Annotated in this window: 16 protein-coding genes; 3 read left to right on the top strand and 13 right to left on the bottom strand. The window is 62.4% G+C overall.

The features are described 5' to 3' along the window. Positions 1–128: 128 nt before the first annotated feature. The gene (locus KW842_RS04420) at positions 129–821 is read left to right on the top strand and encodes a hypothetical protein (RefSeq protein ID WP_218302845.1); all 693 of its coding nucleotides are present in this window, start codon (positions 129–131) and stop codon (positions 819–821) included. After that, entirely contained in the window at positions 821–1375 is a 555-nt protein-coding gene (locus KW842_RS04425; RefSeq protein ID WP_218302846.1) for a FlgO family outer membrane protein, read from the top strand. The genes KW842_RS04420 and KW842_RS04425 overlap by 1 nt, the downstream gene beginning before the upstream one ends. On the opposite strand, the gene KW842_RS04430 is transcribed toward KW842_RS04425, so the two are convergent. The 5 genes from KW842_RS04430 to ppsA all read right to left on the bottom strand — a co-directional run bounded on the left by KW842_RS04430 (position 1376) and on the right by ppsA (position 6554). Next, a complete protein-coding gene (locus tag KW842_RS04430; RefSeq protein ID WP_218302847.1) occupies positions 1376–2212 on the bottom strand; it encodes an NAD-dependent protein deacetylase in 837 nt (278 codons plus the stop codon). Between the two features lie 25 nt (positions 2213–2237). Next, a complete protein-coding gene (locus KW842_RS04435; protein WP_218302848.1) occupies positions 2238–2645 on the bottom strand; it encodes a DUF4259 domain-containing protein in 408 nt (135 codons plus the stop codon). A 4-nt stretch (positions 2646–2649) separates the two neighbouring features. Next, positions 2650–3585, bottom strand: coding sequence for an SPFH domain-containing protein (locus tag KW842_RS04440; RefSeq protein ID WP_218302849.1), 936 nt, complete (start codon positions 3583–3585; stop codon positions 2650–2652). A 20-nt stretch (positions 3586–3605) separates the two neighbouring features. After that, a complete protein-coding gene (locus KW842_RS04445) occupies positions 3606–4040 on the bottom strand; it encodes an NfeD family protein (protein WP_218303107.1) in 435 nt (144 codons plus the stop codon). Positions 4041–4124: 84 nt separating this feature from the next. After that, positions 4125–6554: a phosphoenolpyruvate synthase gene (gene ppsA / locus KW842_RS04450; protein WP_218302850.1), complete on the bottom strand. Its 2430-nt coding sequence runs from the start codon at positions 6552–6554 to the stop codon at positions 4125–4127. A gap of 156 nt (positions 6555–6710) precedes the next feature. Between ppsA and KW842_RS04455 the strand changes: the two genes are divergently transcribed. Further along, a complete protein-coding gene (locus KW842_RS04455) occupies positions 6711–7559 on the top strand; it encodes a pyruvate, water dikinase regulatory protein (protein WP_218302851.1) in 849 nt (282 codons plus the stop codon). Positions 7560–7562: 3 nt separating this feature from the next. On the opposite strand, the gene KW842_RS04460 is transcribed toward KW842_RS04455, so the two are convergent. The 8 genes from KW842_RS04460 to lpxD all read right to left on the bottom strand — a co-directional run bounded on the left by KW842_RS04460 (position 7563) and on the right by lpxD (position 16021). Continuing rightward, on the bottom strand, positions 7563–9713 hold the full coding sequence (locus tag KW842_RS04460) for a catalase (protein WP_218302852.1): 2151 nt from the start codon (positions 9711–9713) through the stop codon (positions 7563–7565). 66 nt (positions 9714–9779) lie between these two features. Next, positions 9780–10979, bottom strand: a complete 1200-nt coding sequence (locus tag KW842_RS04465; protein ID WP_218302853.1) for an EAL domain-containing protein — start codon at positions 10977–10979, stop codon at positions 9780–9782. Positions 10980–10999: 20 nt separating this feature from the next. Then, the gene (locus KW842_RS04470; RefSeq protein WP_218302854.1) at positions 11000–11794 is read right to left on the bottom strand and encodes an RNA methyltransferase; all 795 of its coding nucleotides are present in this window, start codon (positions 11792–11794) and stop codon (positions 11000–11002) included. Continuing rightward, complete coding sequence (rnhB, locus tag KW842_RS04475; RefSeq protein ID WP_218302855.1) at positions 11791–12411, bottom strand: ribonuclease HII; 621 nt, start codon at positions 12409–12411, stop codon at positions 11791–11793. Before rnhB ends, KW842_RS04470 begins: the two co-directional genes overlap by 4 nt. 47 nt (positions 12412–12458) lie before the next feature. Next, a complete protein-coding gene (lpxB, locus tag KW842_RS04480; RefSeq protein WP_255583485.1) occupies positions 12459–13595 on the bottom strand; it encodes a lipid-A-disaccharide synthase in 1137 nt (378 codons plus the stop codon). 76 nt (positions 13596–13671) lie between these two features. Further along, the gene (gene lpxA / locus KW842_RS04485; protein WP_218302856.1) at positions 13672–14463 is read right to left on the bottom strand and encodes an acyl-ACP--UDP-N-acetylglucosamine O-acyltransferase; all 792 of its coding nucleotides are present in this window, start codon (positions 14461–14463) and stop codon (positions 13672–13674) included. Between the two features lie 2 nt (positions 14464–14465). Next, positions 14466–14960, bottom strand: coding sequence for a 3-hydroxyacyl-ACP dehydratase FabZ (gene fabZ / locus KW842_RS04490; protein WP_218302857.1), 495 nt, complete (start codon positions 14958–14960; stop codon positions 14466–14468). Between the two features lie 11 nt (positions 14961–14971). Continuing rightward, on the bottom strand, positions 14972–16021 hold the full coding sequence (lpxD, locus tag KW842_RS04495) for a UDP-3-O-(3-hydroxymyristoyl)glucosamine N-acyltransferase (protein ID WP_218302858.1): 1050 nt from the start codon (positions 16019–16021) through the stop codon (positions 14972–14974). Positions 16022–16033 lie beyond the last annotated feature (12 nt).

Below are 16033 nucleotides of genomic sequence, written 5' to 3' on the forward strand. Positions count from 1 at the left end.
ACGCCGGGTTTTTTATTGCGCGGAGAATTTCTAATTAGAAACATCCATGCTAAACTTGGCGGAGAGTGATTTCACATTCACGGACATCGTGTGCCTGTGATTTGGACAATTTTGACGACGAGGCAATCATGGCGCTGAAAACTGCAATGGCTCTGGTGGCTGGCATCTTGCTGGCGGGCTGCGCTTCGCGCTACACGCCAACGCCGCTGGCGGCCAACTTCCCCACCACCAAGCAGGCCAAGCTGCAAGCGGCGCATCACTGGGGCGTCATTTCCGACAATATCTCACGGCGGGTAGCGCTGGAGCTCCGCAAGAGCCCACCCCGCCCGGTGTATATCGCTGAGCCGAAAGACCCGAGCCCATTCCAGCGCGCGCTGGCGGCGCAGCTGACCACCTCGCTGGTCAACGACGGCTATGTAGTGTCGCGCAACGCGGCCGGCTCGCTGAAAGTCGAGCTGGACGTGCAGACCCTGACCTTCAGCGCCGACCGCCCGCAATACCGTTATTACGGCGAAAAAACCGTGCTGGCGGGCGGTATCGTCGTGCTAAGCGCGCTTGACGCCGGCTTTGCTTTCAATGCGGGCACGGCGCTCGCCGCCGTTGATGGCCATCAATGGCTGAATTCACAGTTTGCGCCTGGCGAGACGCCGAAGACCGAAATCATCGTCACCGTTTCCGTGTCCGACCAGTACCGCTATCTGGCGCGCAACACCTCGGCCTATTATGTGGCGGACACCGATCGCGTGCTGTATGGCATCATCGATCCCCAGCCCGAAGAACCTAAAATTACCCGTACCTTCCAGGTACGCGGAGATATCTGATGCACATGAAATCCCTGGCCCGCGTCTCCCTGCTGGCGCTGCCGCTGCTGCTGTCGGCCTGCTCGTCGACGCCGAAGAATGACGAAGGCAATTACGCCACCATTTCGCCCAACCAGTTCATCAACGCCAACTACAAGGCGGCCGATGTGCTGCTGTCGCAGCTGAATGGCAAGCTGCGCCAGGACAAGCCGCTGATCGTCGCCACGGTGGTGAATATCGATGCGCTGGAACAGACCACGACGCTGGGCCGGCTGATATCGGAGCAGCTGTCGACGCGCATGGCGCAAGGCGGCCTGAGCATGCTGGAAATGAAGTTGCGCAACAGCGTCTACCTGAAGCGCAACCAGGGCGAACTGATGCTGACACGTGAAATCGGCGAAGTGGCCACCACCCACAATGCGCAGGCGATTGTGGTCGGCTCCTACGCCGAAACCAGTGACATGGTGTTCATCAACATCAAGGTGATCCAGCCGAACACCAACTTCGTGCTGGCTGGCCACGACTACGTGCTGGCCAAGGAAGCCATCGTCCGCTCGATGCTGCAGCGGAATTAATTACACCAACAGCGGCAGCACATCGACTGCGGACGCTTCCACCTTCAAGCCGATCAAGTCATCCGCCCGGGTTTTGCCCAGGTTGATGGCAGCGATCGGCTTGTTCGTCTGCGCCGCCAGCTTGGCGAAGCGATAGCCGGAAAACACCATCAGCGATGAGCCGACCACCAGTACGGCGTCGGCCTCATCGGCCAGTTGCAGCGCATCGGCGGTGCGCTGGGCCGGGATATTATCGCCAAAGAAAATCACGTCCGGCTGCAAGGTTCCGCCGCAGACGCTGCAATAAGGCAGATGAAAATCCTGGAACTCGTCCAGCTCGACCTCCGCATCACCATCCGGCCGCGCTTCTGGCACCACCTCGCCCACCGGCCCGCCAGGCACCAGCGATGGATTCGCCTCCAGCAGCCAGTTCTGGATCCCGATACGCGGATGCACCATGCGGCAATCCAGGCACAACACACCATGAATATTGCCATGCAGCTCAATCAGCTTACGGCTACCCGCGCGCTGATGCAAGCCATCGACGTTCTGCGTAATGATGGCGTGAATGCGCCCCGCCGCCTCCAGCTCGGCCAGCGCACGATGGCCGGCATTGGGCGCCGCCCCGGCCAAAGTCGGATACCCGGCCATACTGCGCGCCCAATACCGCCGCCGCACTGCCTCCGACTTACGGAAATCCGGTCCCTGGATAGGATTGCGGCCACGCCGCACGCCATCCTTGTCACGGTAATCAGGAATGCCGGAAGCCGTACTCAGGCCAGCGCCGGTAAGCACCAGCACCCGCTGGTGCTGATGCAAAAACGTAAGCAGATGATCGGTTTGCTGATTCAGGTTCATCCCCGAATGTTACAGCAATCCGGGATCAGAGGCGGGAGCGGAGGTCTTCGACGGCGGCCAGCCAGTCCTTGTAATGTTCGCTTTCTTCCCAGAGCTGACGCAGTTCGCTGTCGGCGGAGAGGATGCGTTCCAGCGCGCGGACGGCTTTGTCGGCCAGGTCGGCGCGGTGTTTGGCTTTGGGCTTGCGCGCGGCGACCCATTCGTCAACCGGGGCGCTGTCTTGCGTGGACGGGCCGCCTTTGCCTTGCAGGCGCGCCAGTACTTCAATGGCCACCAGGGCTTCGGCGGCGAATGGCGCGTCCAGTTCGCCCGCCGCGTCCAAGGCGGTGTTGAGCGTGTCCTCCACCGCGTCCAGATTGCTGGTTTCGTGCAGGTCCTGTGCCCAGTCCTGCGCGTAGTCGTTGCCGAACGCGTCTACCGCCCACGTGCCCATAGTCTTACTCCTTGATGATTTTGCTTTGCGTCTTGACGACCTGCAGCGCGGTCGCGATCAGGCCGCTCATATCGCCCAGATTGGCCGGTATGATAATCGAATTATTGGTCTTGGCCAGTTGGCCGAAGGCGTTGACGTACTGCTCCGCCACTTTCAGGTTCATGGCTTCGTCGCCGCCCGGTTCGCGCAGCGCCGAGCCGACCTGGCGCAAGGCGCTGGCGTTCGCTTCCGCCAGCGCGACGATCGCCGCCGCCTGGCCTTGCGCGCGGTTGATCGCGGCCTGCTTGTCGCCCTCGGAACGGGCGATCTGCGCTTCACGCTCGCCACTGGCGATATTGATCTGCTCCTGCTTGCGGCCTTCCGAAGCGGCGATCAGCGCACGCTTTTCACGCTCGGCGGTGATCTGCGCCTGCATCGCGTGCAGGATTTCTTTCGGCGGCGTCAGATCCTTGATTTCGTAGCGCAGCACTTTCACGCCCCAGTTGGAGGCCGACTCGTCAATCGCGTTGACGATGGTGGTGTTGATGTGCTCGCGCTCTTCAAACGTTTTATCCAGCTCCATGCGGCCGATCACCGAACGCAGCGTGGTCTGCGCCAGCTGGGTGATCGCGGCGATGTAGTTCGACGAGCCATACGATGCGCGCATCGCGTCCGTCACCTGGAAGTACAGGATGCCGTCCACCTGCAACTGGGTGTTGTCGCGGGTGATGCAGACCTGCGGCGGCACGTCCAGCGGGATTTCTTTGAGCACATGCTTGTAGGCGATGCGGTCGACAAACGGGATCACGATATTGAGGCCCGGCCCCAGCGTCGCGTGGTATTTTCCCAGCCGCTCCACCACCCATGCATGCTGCTGCGGCACCACGTTGATCGTCTTGAAGACGAACACCAGCGCCAAGATAAACAGGATGAAGGTGACGTTACCGATACTGATGTCCATGTAGTTCTCCGTAGTTGATTTTATGCCGCCACAATCAGGCGGCTGCCGCGTACTTCGCGGATGGTGTAGGCGCCCGGCGCGGCGATAGCCCCCGGTGTCACGCCAATGTCCAATTCGACGTCCCACAGCGCGCCGCGATACATCACGCGCGCCACGTTATCCTGCCATGCCGGCACATGCACGGTCTGGCCAATGTCGAGATTGACGTTGGGATCGCGCTCGGCCTGCACGCGCTCCTGCGCGCGGCCATAGCGGCTGCGGCGCAGCGCCACGGTGGCGGCAACGCCAACCACGGCCGCCACCAGCAGCTGCAGCGCCGGCCCAAAGCCCAGCAGCGCCGCAGCACCGCCAGCCGCCAGGCCGATCGCGATCATCAATAAATAGAAGGTACCGACGAACAGCTCCAGTATCACCGTCGCGCCAGCCGCGGCCAGCCAATAGCTCCAGTCAGTCATCATCGTCTCCTGTCGAAAAACAAAAACCCCCGCATCCCATCATGGGATGCGAGGGTTCATTTATACCACGTTAGTCTGCGTCAATTACTTTTGCAGACTGGCGAGCTTTTGCCAGGTATCGATCACCGAGTCAGGATTCAGCGACATCGACTCGATGCCCTGCTCCATCAGCCACGCCGCGAAGTCCGGGTGGTCCGAAGGGCCCTGGCCGCAGATGCCGATGTACTTGCCCTGCTTGCGGCAAGCCTGGATCGCCTGCGACAGCAGTGCTTTCACAGCGTCATCACGCTCGTCGAAGTCGGCCGCCAGCAGTGCCATGCCGGAATCGCGGTCCAGGCCCAGGGTCAGCTGGGTCAGGTCGTTGGAACCGATCGAGAAGCCGTCGAAGTGCTCCAGGAAGCGCTCCGCCAGGATGGCATTGGATGGCACTTCGCACATCATGATCAGGCGCAGGCCATTCTCGCCGCGCACCAGGCCGTTTTTGCCCAGCAGGTTCACGACCTTCTCGGCCTGGCCCAGCGTACGCACGAACGGCACCATGATTTCGACGTTGGTCAGGCCCATGTCGTTACGCACGCGCTTCATCGCTGCGCATTCCATTTCGAATGCGCCGGCGAAGTCGTCGGCCAGGTAACGGGCGGCGCCACGGAAGCCCAGCATCGGATTTTCTTCATCCGGCTCGTAGCGCGAACCGCCGATCAGCTTCTTGTACTCGTTGGACTTGAAGTCCGACAGGCGCACGATCACTGGTTTCGGCCAGAACGCGGCAGCGATGGTGGCGATGCCTTCGGCCAGCTTGTCGACGTAGAACGCGCGTGGCGATGCGTGGCCGCGCGCCACCGACTCGACCGCCTTCTTCAGGTCCGCGTCGATGTTCGGATATTCCAGGATCGCTTTCGGGTGCACACCAATATTGTTATTGATGATGAACTCCAGGCGCGCCAGGCCCACGCCGCCATTCGGCACGGCCTGGAAGTCGAACGCCAGCTGCGGGTTACCCACGTTCAGCATGATCTTGGTCGGCAGCTTCGGCAGCTCGCCGCGCGAGACTTCCGAGATTTCGGTTTCCAGCAGGCCGTCGTAGATTTTGCCTTCGTCGCCTTCGGCGCAGGACACGGTCACGAAAGTGCCATCCTTCAGCACATCGGTCGCATCACCGCAGCCAACCACCGCCGGCACACCCAGCTCACGCGCGATAATCGCAGCGTGGCAGGTACGGCCACCACGGTTGGTGACGATGGCGGAGGCGCGCTTCATCACCGGTTCCCAGTTAGGATCGGTCATATCGGCCACCAGCACGTCGCCAGGCTGCACACGTTCCATTTCCGATGGGTCGTGGATCACGCGCACCGGACCGGCGCCGATCTTCTGGCCAATCGCACGGCCCGAAGCCAGCACGGTGCCGCTCGATTTCAGCTTGAAGCGCTGCTGCACGTCGGTGGCCTTCTGCTGCGACTTCACGGTTTCAGGACGCGCCTGCAGGATGTACAGCTTGCCGTCGCGGCCATCCTTGCCCCACTCGATGTCCATCGGACGGCCGTAGTGGTTTTCGATGATCACGGCGTACTTGGCCAGCTCCACCACTTCTTCGTCGTTCAGCGAGTAGCGGTTGCGCAGTTCCACCGGCACGTCCACAGTCTTGACCGAGCGGCCAGCCTTGGCTTCGCTGGTGAATTCCATCTTCAGCAGCTTGGAGCCGATGTTGCGGCGGATGACAGGCGATTTGCCTTTTTCCAGCATCGGTTTGTGGACGTAGAATTCGTCCGGATTCACCGCGCCCTGCACCACCGTCTCGCCCAGGCCATAGCTGGAGGTGACGAACACCACATCCTTGAAGCCGGACTCGGTATCAATGGTGAACATGACGCCGGCGGAGCCCAGGTCGGAACGCACCATGCGCTGCACGCCAGCCGACAGCGCCACTTCAGCGTGGGTGAAGCCTTTGTGCACGCGGTAGGAAATTGCGCGGTCGTTGTACAGCGAGGCGAACACGTGCTTCATCGCATCCAGCACGTTGTCGATGCCGACCACGTTCAGGAAGGTCTCTTGCTGGCCGGCGAACGAAGCGTCCGGCAAGTCTTCGGCGGTAGCCGACGAGCGCACGGCGAACGACATTTCGGTCGACGAATCGGCCACCAGTTTTTCGTAGAAGGTATGAATCTCCGCTTCCAGGCGTGGCTGGAATGGCGTGTCGATGATCCACTGACGGATCTCCGCGCCGGCTTGCGCCAGCGAGCGCACATCGTCGATGTTCAGATCGGCGAGGCGGTCAGCGATACGGTCGGCCAGCGATTTGCCGCCGTCGACGCTGTGCGACAGGAAGTCGCGGAATGCCTGCGCGGTGGTGGCAAAGCCGCCAGGCACGCGCACGCCGGCGCCTGCCAGCTGGCTGATCATCTCGCCGAGCGAGGCGTTCTTGCCGCCGACAGACTCCACATCCGTCATTCGTAAATTTTCAAACGAGGCAACGTAGACTGCTTCGTTGTTTTGCTCCTTCAATGCTGCGTTGGACATAAAAACACCTTTTTGATGATAGAAATCTTTCCGGCGGTGCGCAGACCCATGTTCTTGCTTATTCTGGTGGTCGTGCCGCACAATGCATCCTGTTGGCGCACATTCTACAGCCTGTGGCGCGAATTGACGATTCACAATAGGATACTTGCACTAAACATGACACAAGAACAACGCCCACCCTTGCCGTCCGCAGCGCGCACCGTATTTTTTGTTTCCGACGGCACCGGCATCACCGCTGAAACCTTCGGCCATTCGGTGCTGACCCAGTTCGAATTGCGCTTCCGCCAGGTGCGGCTGCCGTTCATCGATACCCTGGACAAGGCCTACGATGCGGTACGCAAGATCAATGAGGCGTTTGCCACCGACGGCCATCGCCCGATCATCTTTTCGACGCTGGTGCATACCGAGCTGTCTGATGTCATACGGCAATGCAAAGGCATGTATATGGACATGTTCCAGACCTTTGTTGCCCCGCTGGAACAAGAGTTGGGTGTGAAATCGACCCACACCATCGGCCGCTCGCACAATATCGTCGACAGTGAGGAATACAAGAACCGCATCGAGGCGATCAACTTCTCGCTGGCGCATGATGACGGCCAGTCGCACAAGAATCTGGCGTCGGCGGATGTCATTCTGGTGGGCGTGTCGCGCTCGGGCAAGACGCCAACCAGCTTGTACCTGGCGATGCAGTATGGGATCAAGGCGGCCAACTATCCGCTGATACCGGATGACTTCGAGCGCGGCCGGCTGCCGTCGTCGCTATATGAGTTCAAGTCCAAGATTTTTGGCTTGACGATTACGCCGGAGCGCTTGACCGAGATCCGTAACGAACGACGCGCGGGGAGCAAATACGCGTCGCTGGAGAATTGCCGTTACGAGGTCAACGAAGCGGAAGCGATGATGAAGCGCGAAGGCATACGCTGGCTGTCGTCGACCACCAAGTCGATTGAAGAAATCTCCACCACCATCCTGCAAGAGATCAAGCCGGACCGGCGCGAGTACTAAGGCTCACACGCGCGGCGGGTCGGTCTCGCGCGCGTGGACGCGGTGCTGGGCCAGCACGGAGGTGAAGCAGGCCAGTCCCTCTGCCACGTCGGCTGGCGTCACAATGATCACGCCCGGATCGGGCAGACCTTGCGGCAGCCGGCGTGGAATTTTGGCCGCCTTCAGCAACTCCACCGCCCCGCCCAGCGCCAGTATCGGCTTGCCATGCCGGTACTGTAGCTTGATGAACTCTATCGCCAGGGCACCCGCTCCCTGAATCGCGATAGCGCCATCCCACAGCACCGACGGCGCGCTCTCATAGCTGTCCGCCACGTCCAGTACGGCGCCATCGGCCGCTGCCGCCTGCCCGATGCGCGCGCCGATCAGGCATGGCACGGCGCCAGCCTCCTCCAGCGACGCGAACAGCTGCCCAATCAGCGCACCATCCGCACCCGGCGCCACCATCAGCGCCACACGGCGCGTGCGTATGCCAAGCTGCCCCGGCCGCGCAAACAGCGACAGTGACGGCGAGGGCATGTAGTCATACGGCGGCCGGTCGCTTGCCGGCGGCAACGGCGGCGGCACTTGCATGCCCAGCCCCTCGGCCACGGAGGCGACCAGCCGCGCATCGATATTTGCCAGCAGCGACAGGGTGCGACTGCGCACCGCCGGCGTGCGCACCCGGCTGAGTTCAAAGCGGAACGCCTGAATGATGTGATGCTGCTCGATCGCGCTCTGGCTCATCCAGAACAACTTTGCCTGCGCATAATGATCGGCAAACAGTTCCGGCTTGCCGCGCACCTCCCTGCCCTGCGACACTTCCGGCACGCTGACAAAACCGCGCGCACCGGCCTGGAACGGACAGCCGCCAGCCAGCGAATTCGGCTCGTAACTGACACGGCCGCGGTTGATCTGCTGCCGGTGAAAGCCGTCGCGCTGGTTGTTATGGATCTGCGCCAGCGGCGTATTGATCGGAATCTCATGGAAGTTGGGCCCGCCCAGTCGCGTGAGCTGCGTATCGATATACGAATGCAGGCGCCCTTGCAGCAGCGGATCGTTGGTGAAGTCGATGCCCGGCACCACATGCGCCGCGCAGAACGCCACCTGCTCGGTTTCGCTGAAGAAGTTATGCGGATTCCGGTCCAGGACCAGCTTGCCGATGGTACGCACCGCCACCATTTCCTCGGGTACGATTTTGGTCGGATCGAGAATATCGAAAGGAAAACGCCCAGCCTCCTCTTCGGTAAAGATTTGCAGGCCCAGCTCCCACGCGGGAAACTCGCCGGCCTCAATCGCTTCCCACAAATCACGGCGATGATAATCCGGGTCGGCGCCGGCCAGCCGCACTGCCTCGTCCCATACCAGCGCATGCGTGCCAGCCAGCGGCGACCAGTGGAACTTGCAGAACACCGACGCGCCTTCCGCGTTCACCAGCCGGAAGGTGTGCACGCCAAAGCCCTGCATCATGCGGTAGCTGCGCGGAATGGCGCGGTCCGAGGTATGCCACAGCAGCATGTGGGCGATTTCGGGACTGAGCGAGGCAAAATCCCAGAAAGTGTCATGCGCGCTGGCAGCCTGCGGTATGCCGTTATTCGGTTCAGGCTTGACCGCATGAATCAGGTCCGGGAACTTCATCGCATCCTGAATGAAGAACACCGGGATGTTGTTACCGACCAGGTCCCAGTTACCCTCTTCCGTGTAGAACTTGACCGCAAATCCGCGCACATCGCGCACGGTATCGGCCGAGCCGCGCTCACCGGCCACGGTCGAGAATCGCACAAACACCGGCGTGCGCTTGCCCACCGCCGCAAACGGCGCGGCGCGGGTAATGTCGCTGAGGTCCTGATAGCTCTCGAAATAGCCATGTGCGGCCGAACCACGCGCATGCACCACCCGCTCGGGTATGCGCTCATGATCGAAATGGGTGATTTTCTCGCGCAGGATAAAGTCTTCCATCAGCGTCGGCCCGCGCAGGCCGGCCTTCAGCGAGTTCTGATTGTCCGCCACCGGCACGCCCTGGTTGGTGCTCAGTTCATGGCAGACGGTGTCCGGCGGCGCCTGCGTCTCGCCAGCATGCGGCGTGTAGGCCGCTTCGCCATACTCCAGCGGCTTGGTGGCATTGAATGGCATGCCGGCGGCCAGCTGGTCGGCGCCGGTATTCGTGCATTTCCCCATATCGACCTCCTGTATTGGATGGAGGTCGAGTGTGCAGCGCCGGTCAGCAGGCGTGTTTGATCGATGTCAGAAGAAATGCTGCCAGTCGGCCAGCCACGTGGGGAATTCTTCGACCGGCATCGGCTTGGCGATGTAATAGCCTTGCGCATAAGTGCAGCCCAGGCCTTGCAGGAAATCCCAATCCTGCTTGGTTTCGACGCCAACCGCCACCGACTTACGATCCAGGCTGCGGGCCAGGCTGAGGCAGGAACGCAGCACAGTGCCGAGCGCCGAGCGCTTGGAGGCGCCATCGACAAAGCTGCGGTCGATCTTGAGTTCCGAGAACGGGATGCGCGCCAGCAGTTGCAGGTTGCTGCGGCCGGTGCCGTAGTCGTCGATGGCCAGGCCGAAGCCCGCCATCCGCAGCCGCAGCAGGCATTCAAGGAAATGCGGCTCGGTGCTGAGCACCGCTGATTCGGTCATTTCAAAGGTGATGTAGTCGGCCATGATGCGGTGCCGCGCGATACAGGCCGCGATCTGCTCCATGAACTGCGGATGCGCCAGCGTGCTCTGGTCGACATTGATCGAGACGGAAATCGGCACGCCCTGGTCATGCAGGCTGCGGCAGGCGGCCACCGACTTTTCAATCATGGTCCAGTCGAGGAAGTCTACGCGTTTGGCGGCTTCCAGCGCCGGCATGAAGGATGCCGGCCCCAGCACGCCATGCAGTGGATGACGCCAGCGCGCAAACATCTCCAGGCCTTTGACCTGGCCGCTTTCAAGTTCGATTTTCGGCTGGAAGAAGGGATCGAACTCGCGGTTCTGCAAGCCCTTGCCCACTTCGTCAAATGACAGCGCAAGAGCGGCCTCGCGCGCACCTTGGGCCGCGCCGGGCGGCAGGTAGTTCTGGATCAGCGCCACCAGCCGGCCGCCGATGACCGGCTTGCCGATCGCGCCCAGCACATTGACGCCGTAGGCTGCCGCCATCGTCTCCGCTGAGAACAGCACTGCATTGGATTGTGCACCGACGATGATCAGGCCCGCCTTGCAGCGGGCTTCGCCCAGCCGGCGTATCAGCTCCAGCGCGTCCATGCCCGGCAAGGCCAGGTCGATGATGGCAATGTCCACCGCTGGCGTGATGCCGGCGCTGAAGTGGCGCAGCGCGGTGTGGCCGTCGGGCGCCTGGGTGATATGGCCGACGCCTGTATGCACCAGGATGTCGGCCAGCGCACGCCGTTGTACCTGATCCCCTTCGGCTACCAGAAAGTGCAACTGCGCGATGTCCATGACCGCCTCCAGTGTGTGCTTTAGCTCTGATGCTGCTGATTTTGCCTCAGTTGTTCAAAAAAGCATACTGCCGCGCAGGCGGCGACATTCAGCGACTCCACTTGTCCCATGTGCGGAATGACCACCTTGTGGGTCGCTTGCGACAGCAGATCGTCCGCCACGCCCTGGCCTTCGTGGCCAAAGATCCAGGCCACCGGCTGGCGCAGGTCGATTTCGTACAGCTTTTGAGCAGCATAGCCGCTGGTGGCCAGTGTCGGCACGCGCGCCGCGCGCACCAGTTCCACCAGGTCGACATTCTCAAAAATATCCAGCACAAAGTGCGCGCCCATGGCGGCGCGCAGCACTTTCGGCGACCAGCAGAACGCCGTGCCGCCGCTGCAATATACTTGCTTGATGCCAGCTGCCGCCGCGCTGCGCAGGATGGAGCCGACATTGCCGGGATCCTGCACGCCGTCCAGCAGCACCGCAGAGACACTGACAGGCACCGTGACCGCAGGTTCCGGCGTGTCGATCAAGAACATCACACCGACGCCATGCTCGACCTGGCTGACGCCGTTGTACAGCGCATCCGGCAGGGCCAGCACATGCGCACGCTGCGCTTCCAGCCGGCCGACGATCTCCATCACTTCCGCGTTATGCAGCGCGCTTTCGCTGACCACGCACTGCTCCGGCATGCCGCGCAGCTGAAGGTAGGACTGGCACAGGTGCACGCCGTCCAGCAGCGTGCGGCCGGCCTTGCGGCGCGCCTGCTGGCTGCCGGCCAGCTTGACCAGTTCCTTGTATTGCGCGTTGTCGCGCGAGCTGATGGTCTTCACAGATTCACCTCCAGCAGTGCGCGCACCGGCGCAAACGAGCGGCGATGCACCGGCGATGGCCCGTGCTCACGCAGCCGCTCCAAGTGCAGCGCGGTGCCGTAGCCTTTGTGCTGGTCGAAGCAGTATTGCGGGTATTGGGCATGCAGCGTCACCAGCGCGGCGTCGCGTGCGGTCTTGGCCAGGATCGAGGCGGCCGAGATGGCGTCGACCTTGTCGTCGCCGCCGACAATGGCGATGCTCTGAATCTTCATCACCGGGCAGCGGTTGCCATCGATCAGCGCCAGCGTCGGCACGGTGCTCAGCGCTTCCACGGCGCGGCGCATTGCCAGCATCGAGGCTTGCAGGATGTTCAGCTTGTCGATTTCCTCTTCGGACGCCTCGGCGATGGCCCAGGCCAGCGCCTGCGCCTTGATCAGCGGCGCCAGCAGGTCGCGCCTGGCTTCGGTCAGCTTTTTTGAATCGCGCAAGCCTTCAATCGGACGGCTGGCGTCGAGGATGACGGCGGCCGCGAACACCGGGCCAGCCAGCGGCCCGCGCCCGGCTTCGTCCACGCCGCAGATGATTTCATCCGGCGATGCAGGCAGGTCGTCAAATAAGCTCAGGTTTTGGTTTTTCACGTTAGTTACTCTTCATTCCGTCGTTCCCGCGCAGGCGGGAACGACATTCAGGCGCCGATAACGCGCAGCACGGCGGCTGCGCTCTCCGCCGCGCTATCGCGCAGCAGGCTGTGATGCATGTCGGTGAAACGCTGGACCAGGCGCTGACGATGCAATGCGTCGCTCAGCTGCTTCCACATCGCTTCGGCCAGCGCTTCCGGGCTGGCTGCGTGTTGCAGCAGCTCGGGCACCAGGAATTCGCGTGCCAGGATATTCGGCAAACCGATCCACGGCTGGTAGCCGAAGTGGCGCAGTATCTGCCACTCCAGTTCCATCATCTTGTAGGCGATGACCATCGGCTTCTTGAACAGCGCTACTTCCAGCGACGCCGTGCCCGAAGCCACCATCACCGCGCTGGCCGCCGCGATCGCGGTGTGCGACTGGCCGTCCAGCAGTTGCAGCTGCACGTCCTGCAAGCCGGCTTGCGCGATCAGCTGCTGGAAGTAAGCGCGCTGGCGTTCGCCGGCCATCGGCACCACGAAACGCAGCGAACGGTCGCGGGCTTGCAGCAGCCTTGCCGCCTGTACGAAAGCCACCGTGTTGTACTTGATCTCCGAGATGCGGCTGCCCGGCATGATGGTGACCACGTTCGCATCCTCCGGCAAGCCGAGCTGACGCTTGGCCGCGCCTTCATCGGGCGCCAGCGGAATCAGCTCGGCCAGCGGATGGCCGACATAGCTGACCGGCACGCCGGCCTTCTGGTAAATCTCTTGCTCGAACGGGAACACTACCAGCATGTGCGACACCGCGCGCTGGATTTTCTTGATGCGGCCACCGCGCCAGGCCCAGATCTGCGGGCCGATATAATGCATGGTGGGGATGCCGGCCGCCTTCAGCTGCTCCTCCAGGCCCAGGTTGAAGCCGGGGAAGTCGGCGCCGATGAAGACCGAGGGACGCTCGGCCAGCAACTGGTCGCGCAGCGCGTTCTGAATGCCTTTCAGTTCGCGGTAGCGCATCAGCACCGGCAGCAGGCCGCGCACGGTCAGCTGGTCCATCGGCCAGTGCGATTCGAAGCCCTGCGCCATCATCTGCGGACCGCCGATGCCATGCAGGCGCGCCTCCGGCAGGTGCGGACGCAGGCCGGAAAGCAAACGAGCCGCCAGCATATCGCCGGACGGCTCGCCTGCCACCAGGGCCAGGGACAGCGGCCTGCCGGCCGCAGTGCCCCGCCCCGCCCGGCCTGCAGCTTGCGCGGCAGGCGGGGCGGCGTGTGGCGTCAGGTCAGCGGACAATGCCACGGCTTGCGGTATCGAGGAAGTCGCGCATGGCGCGCATGTGCAGCGCCACGTCGGCCGGCACCGCAGCCTCTTCGGCGACCAGCGCTGCCTTGGCTTCTTCCAGCGTCAGGCCGGAGCGGTAGATGATCTTGTACGCGGCGCGGATGCCGTTGATCTGCTCGCGGCTAAAGCCCCGGCGTTTCAGGCCTTCGATATTGACGCCATGCGCGGCAGCCGGATTACCGTTCAACAGCACAAACGGCGGCACGTCCTGCGTCAGCGAAGTGCTCATGCCGACAAACGCGTGCGCGCCGATCTTGCAGAACTGGTGCACATTGGCGAAGCCGCTCATAATCACGTAGTCGCCGATTTCAACGTGGCCGGCGATCTGCGCGTTGTTCGAGAAGATCGTGTTGCTGCCCACCACGCAGTCATGCGCCAGGTGGACGTAGGCCGAAATCCAGTTGTCGTTGCCCAGCGAAGTCACGCCCTTGTCCTGCACGGTGCCGGTGTTAAAGGTGCAGAACTCGCGGATGGTGTTGCGGTCGCCGATGGTCAGACGGGTCGGCTCGCCGTTCCACTTCTTGTCCTGCGGCGCGGCGCCGATCGACGAGAACTGGAAGAACTTGTTGTCGCTGCCGATGGTCGTGTGGCCTTCGATGACCACATGCGGGCCCACCACCGTGCCGGAGCCGATGCTCACGTTCGGGCCAATCACCGAATACGGGCCGATCTCCACGCTGTCGTGCAGCTCGGCCTTGCTGTCGACGATGGCGCTGGCGTGTATCTTGGCCATGATTACTGGCCTGCTGGCTGCGAAGCGTCAGCGGTGCTGCGGATGGTGCACATCAGTTCCGCCTCCACCGCGACCTGGCCGTCGACCGAGCCGACCGCCTTGTATTTCCAGATGCCGCGCGCGACGCGCAGGATCTCGATGTCCATCTTCAGCTGGTCGCCAGGACCGACCGGGCGCTTGAAGCGCGCGCCGTCGATGCCGACAAAGTACACCACCGAATTCTCGTCAGGCTTGATGCCCATGGTCTTGAACGACAGCAGCGCCGCCGTCTGCGCCATCGCTTCGATCATCAGCACGCCGGGCATGACTGGTTTGTGCGGGAAGTGGCCATTGAAGAATTCCTCGTTGACGGTCACGTTCTTGATGGCGGTGATGGACTTGTTTTCTTCGTACGAGAGCACGCGGTCCACCAGCAGCAGCGGATAGCGGTGCGGCAGGTAGGACTTGATCTCGCAGATGTCCATGGTCTTAGGGGTTTCAGCCTGGGTAGTGGTCATGATTCGTATTCTCAGTTTTGCTCAGTTTTGGTCTTGATAATTTTTTCCAGCGCGCGGATTTTATCGCGCATGGATGACAGATTGCGCACGATGACAGCCGATTTTTCCCACTCGGCGTTCTTCGCCAGCGGATAGAAACCGGTGTACTGGCCTGGCTCCAGGATAGAACGCGACACCATCGAGCCGGAGCCCACATGCACCTTGTCGACGATGCTCAGGTGGCCCAGCACCATCGCCGCGCCGCCAAAGGTGCAGTATTTGCCTATCCTGGCGCTGCCGGCCACGCCGACGCAGCCGGCCATGGCCGTGTGCGCGCCGATATGGCAGTTGTGGCCGATCTGGATCTGGTTATCCAGCTTCACGCCGTCTTCGATGATCGTATCCGCCAACGCGCCACGGTCGATAGTGGTGTTGGCGCCGATGTCCACATCGTCGCCGATCATCACCCGCCCGGTTTGCGGAATCTTGATATAGACGCCGCCCTCGTTGGCAAAGCCGAAACCGTCAGTGCCGATCACCGCGCCGGAGTGGATGATGCCGCGCTGGCCGATCTGGCAGTAGGCATGGAAGGTGACGTTGGCGAACAGCTGCGTGGCGTCGCCAATCACCGCCTCGCGGCCAATGAAGCAGCCGGCACCGATGACGGCGTGCTCGCCGATCACCGCACCGTCTTCAATCACCACCCGCGCGGCGATATGCGCCGAAGCGGCCACCTGCGCGGTCTGCGCCACCACGGCGGTCGGATGCACGCCAGCCGCCGGCACAATCGCCGTCAGCGAGGCGAAATACTGCGCCGCACGGGCGAAGTACACATACGGATTGGCGACGACGATGCGCGCACCGGTATACGCGGCGGCGATAAAAGCGTCATCGGCGGCCGACACGATGAGTGCCGCCGCCTGGCTCTGCTGCGCTTGTGCGCGCAGCTTGCTATTGCTGAGAAAGCTGATGTGCGAAACGCCGGCCTCCGCCAGTGGCGCGATCCCGGTGACTTCCAGGTTCGCGTCGCCCACCAGCTGTCCGCCCAAGCGTTCGACCAATGCTCCTAGTCGAGTGCCCATCGGGTGATCCAA

Origin of the sequence: Duganella sp. sic0402 (assembly GCF_019219065.1) — a bacterium.
In the GTDB taxonomy this organism is placed as follows: domain Bacteria; phylum Pseudomonadota; class Gammaproteobacteria; order Burkholderiales; family Burkholderiaceae_D; genus Rugamonas.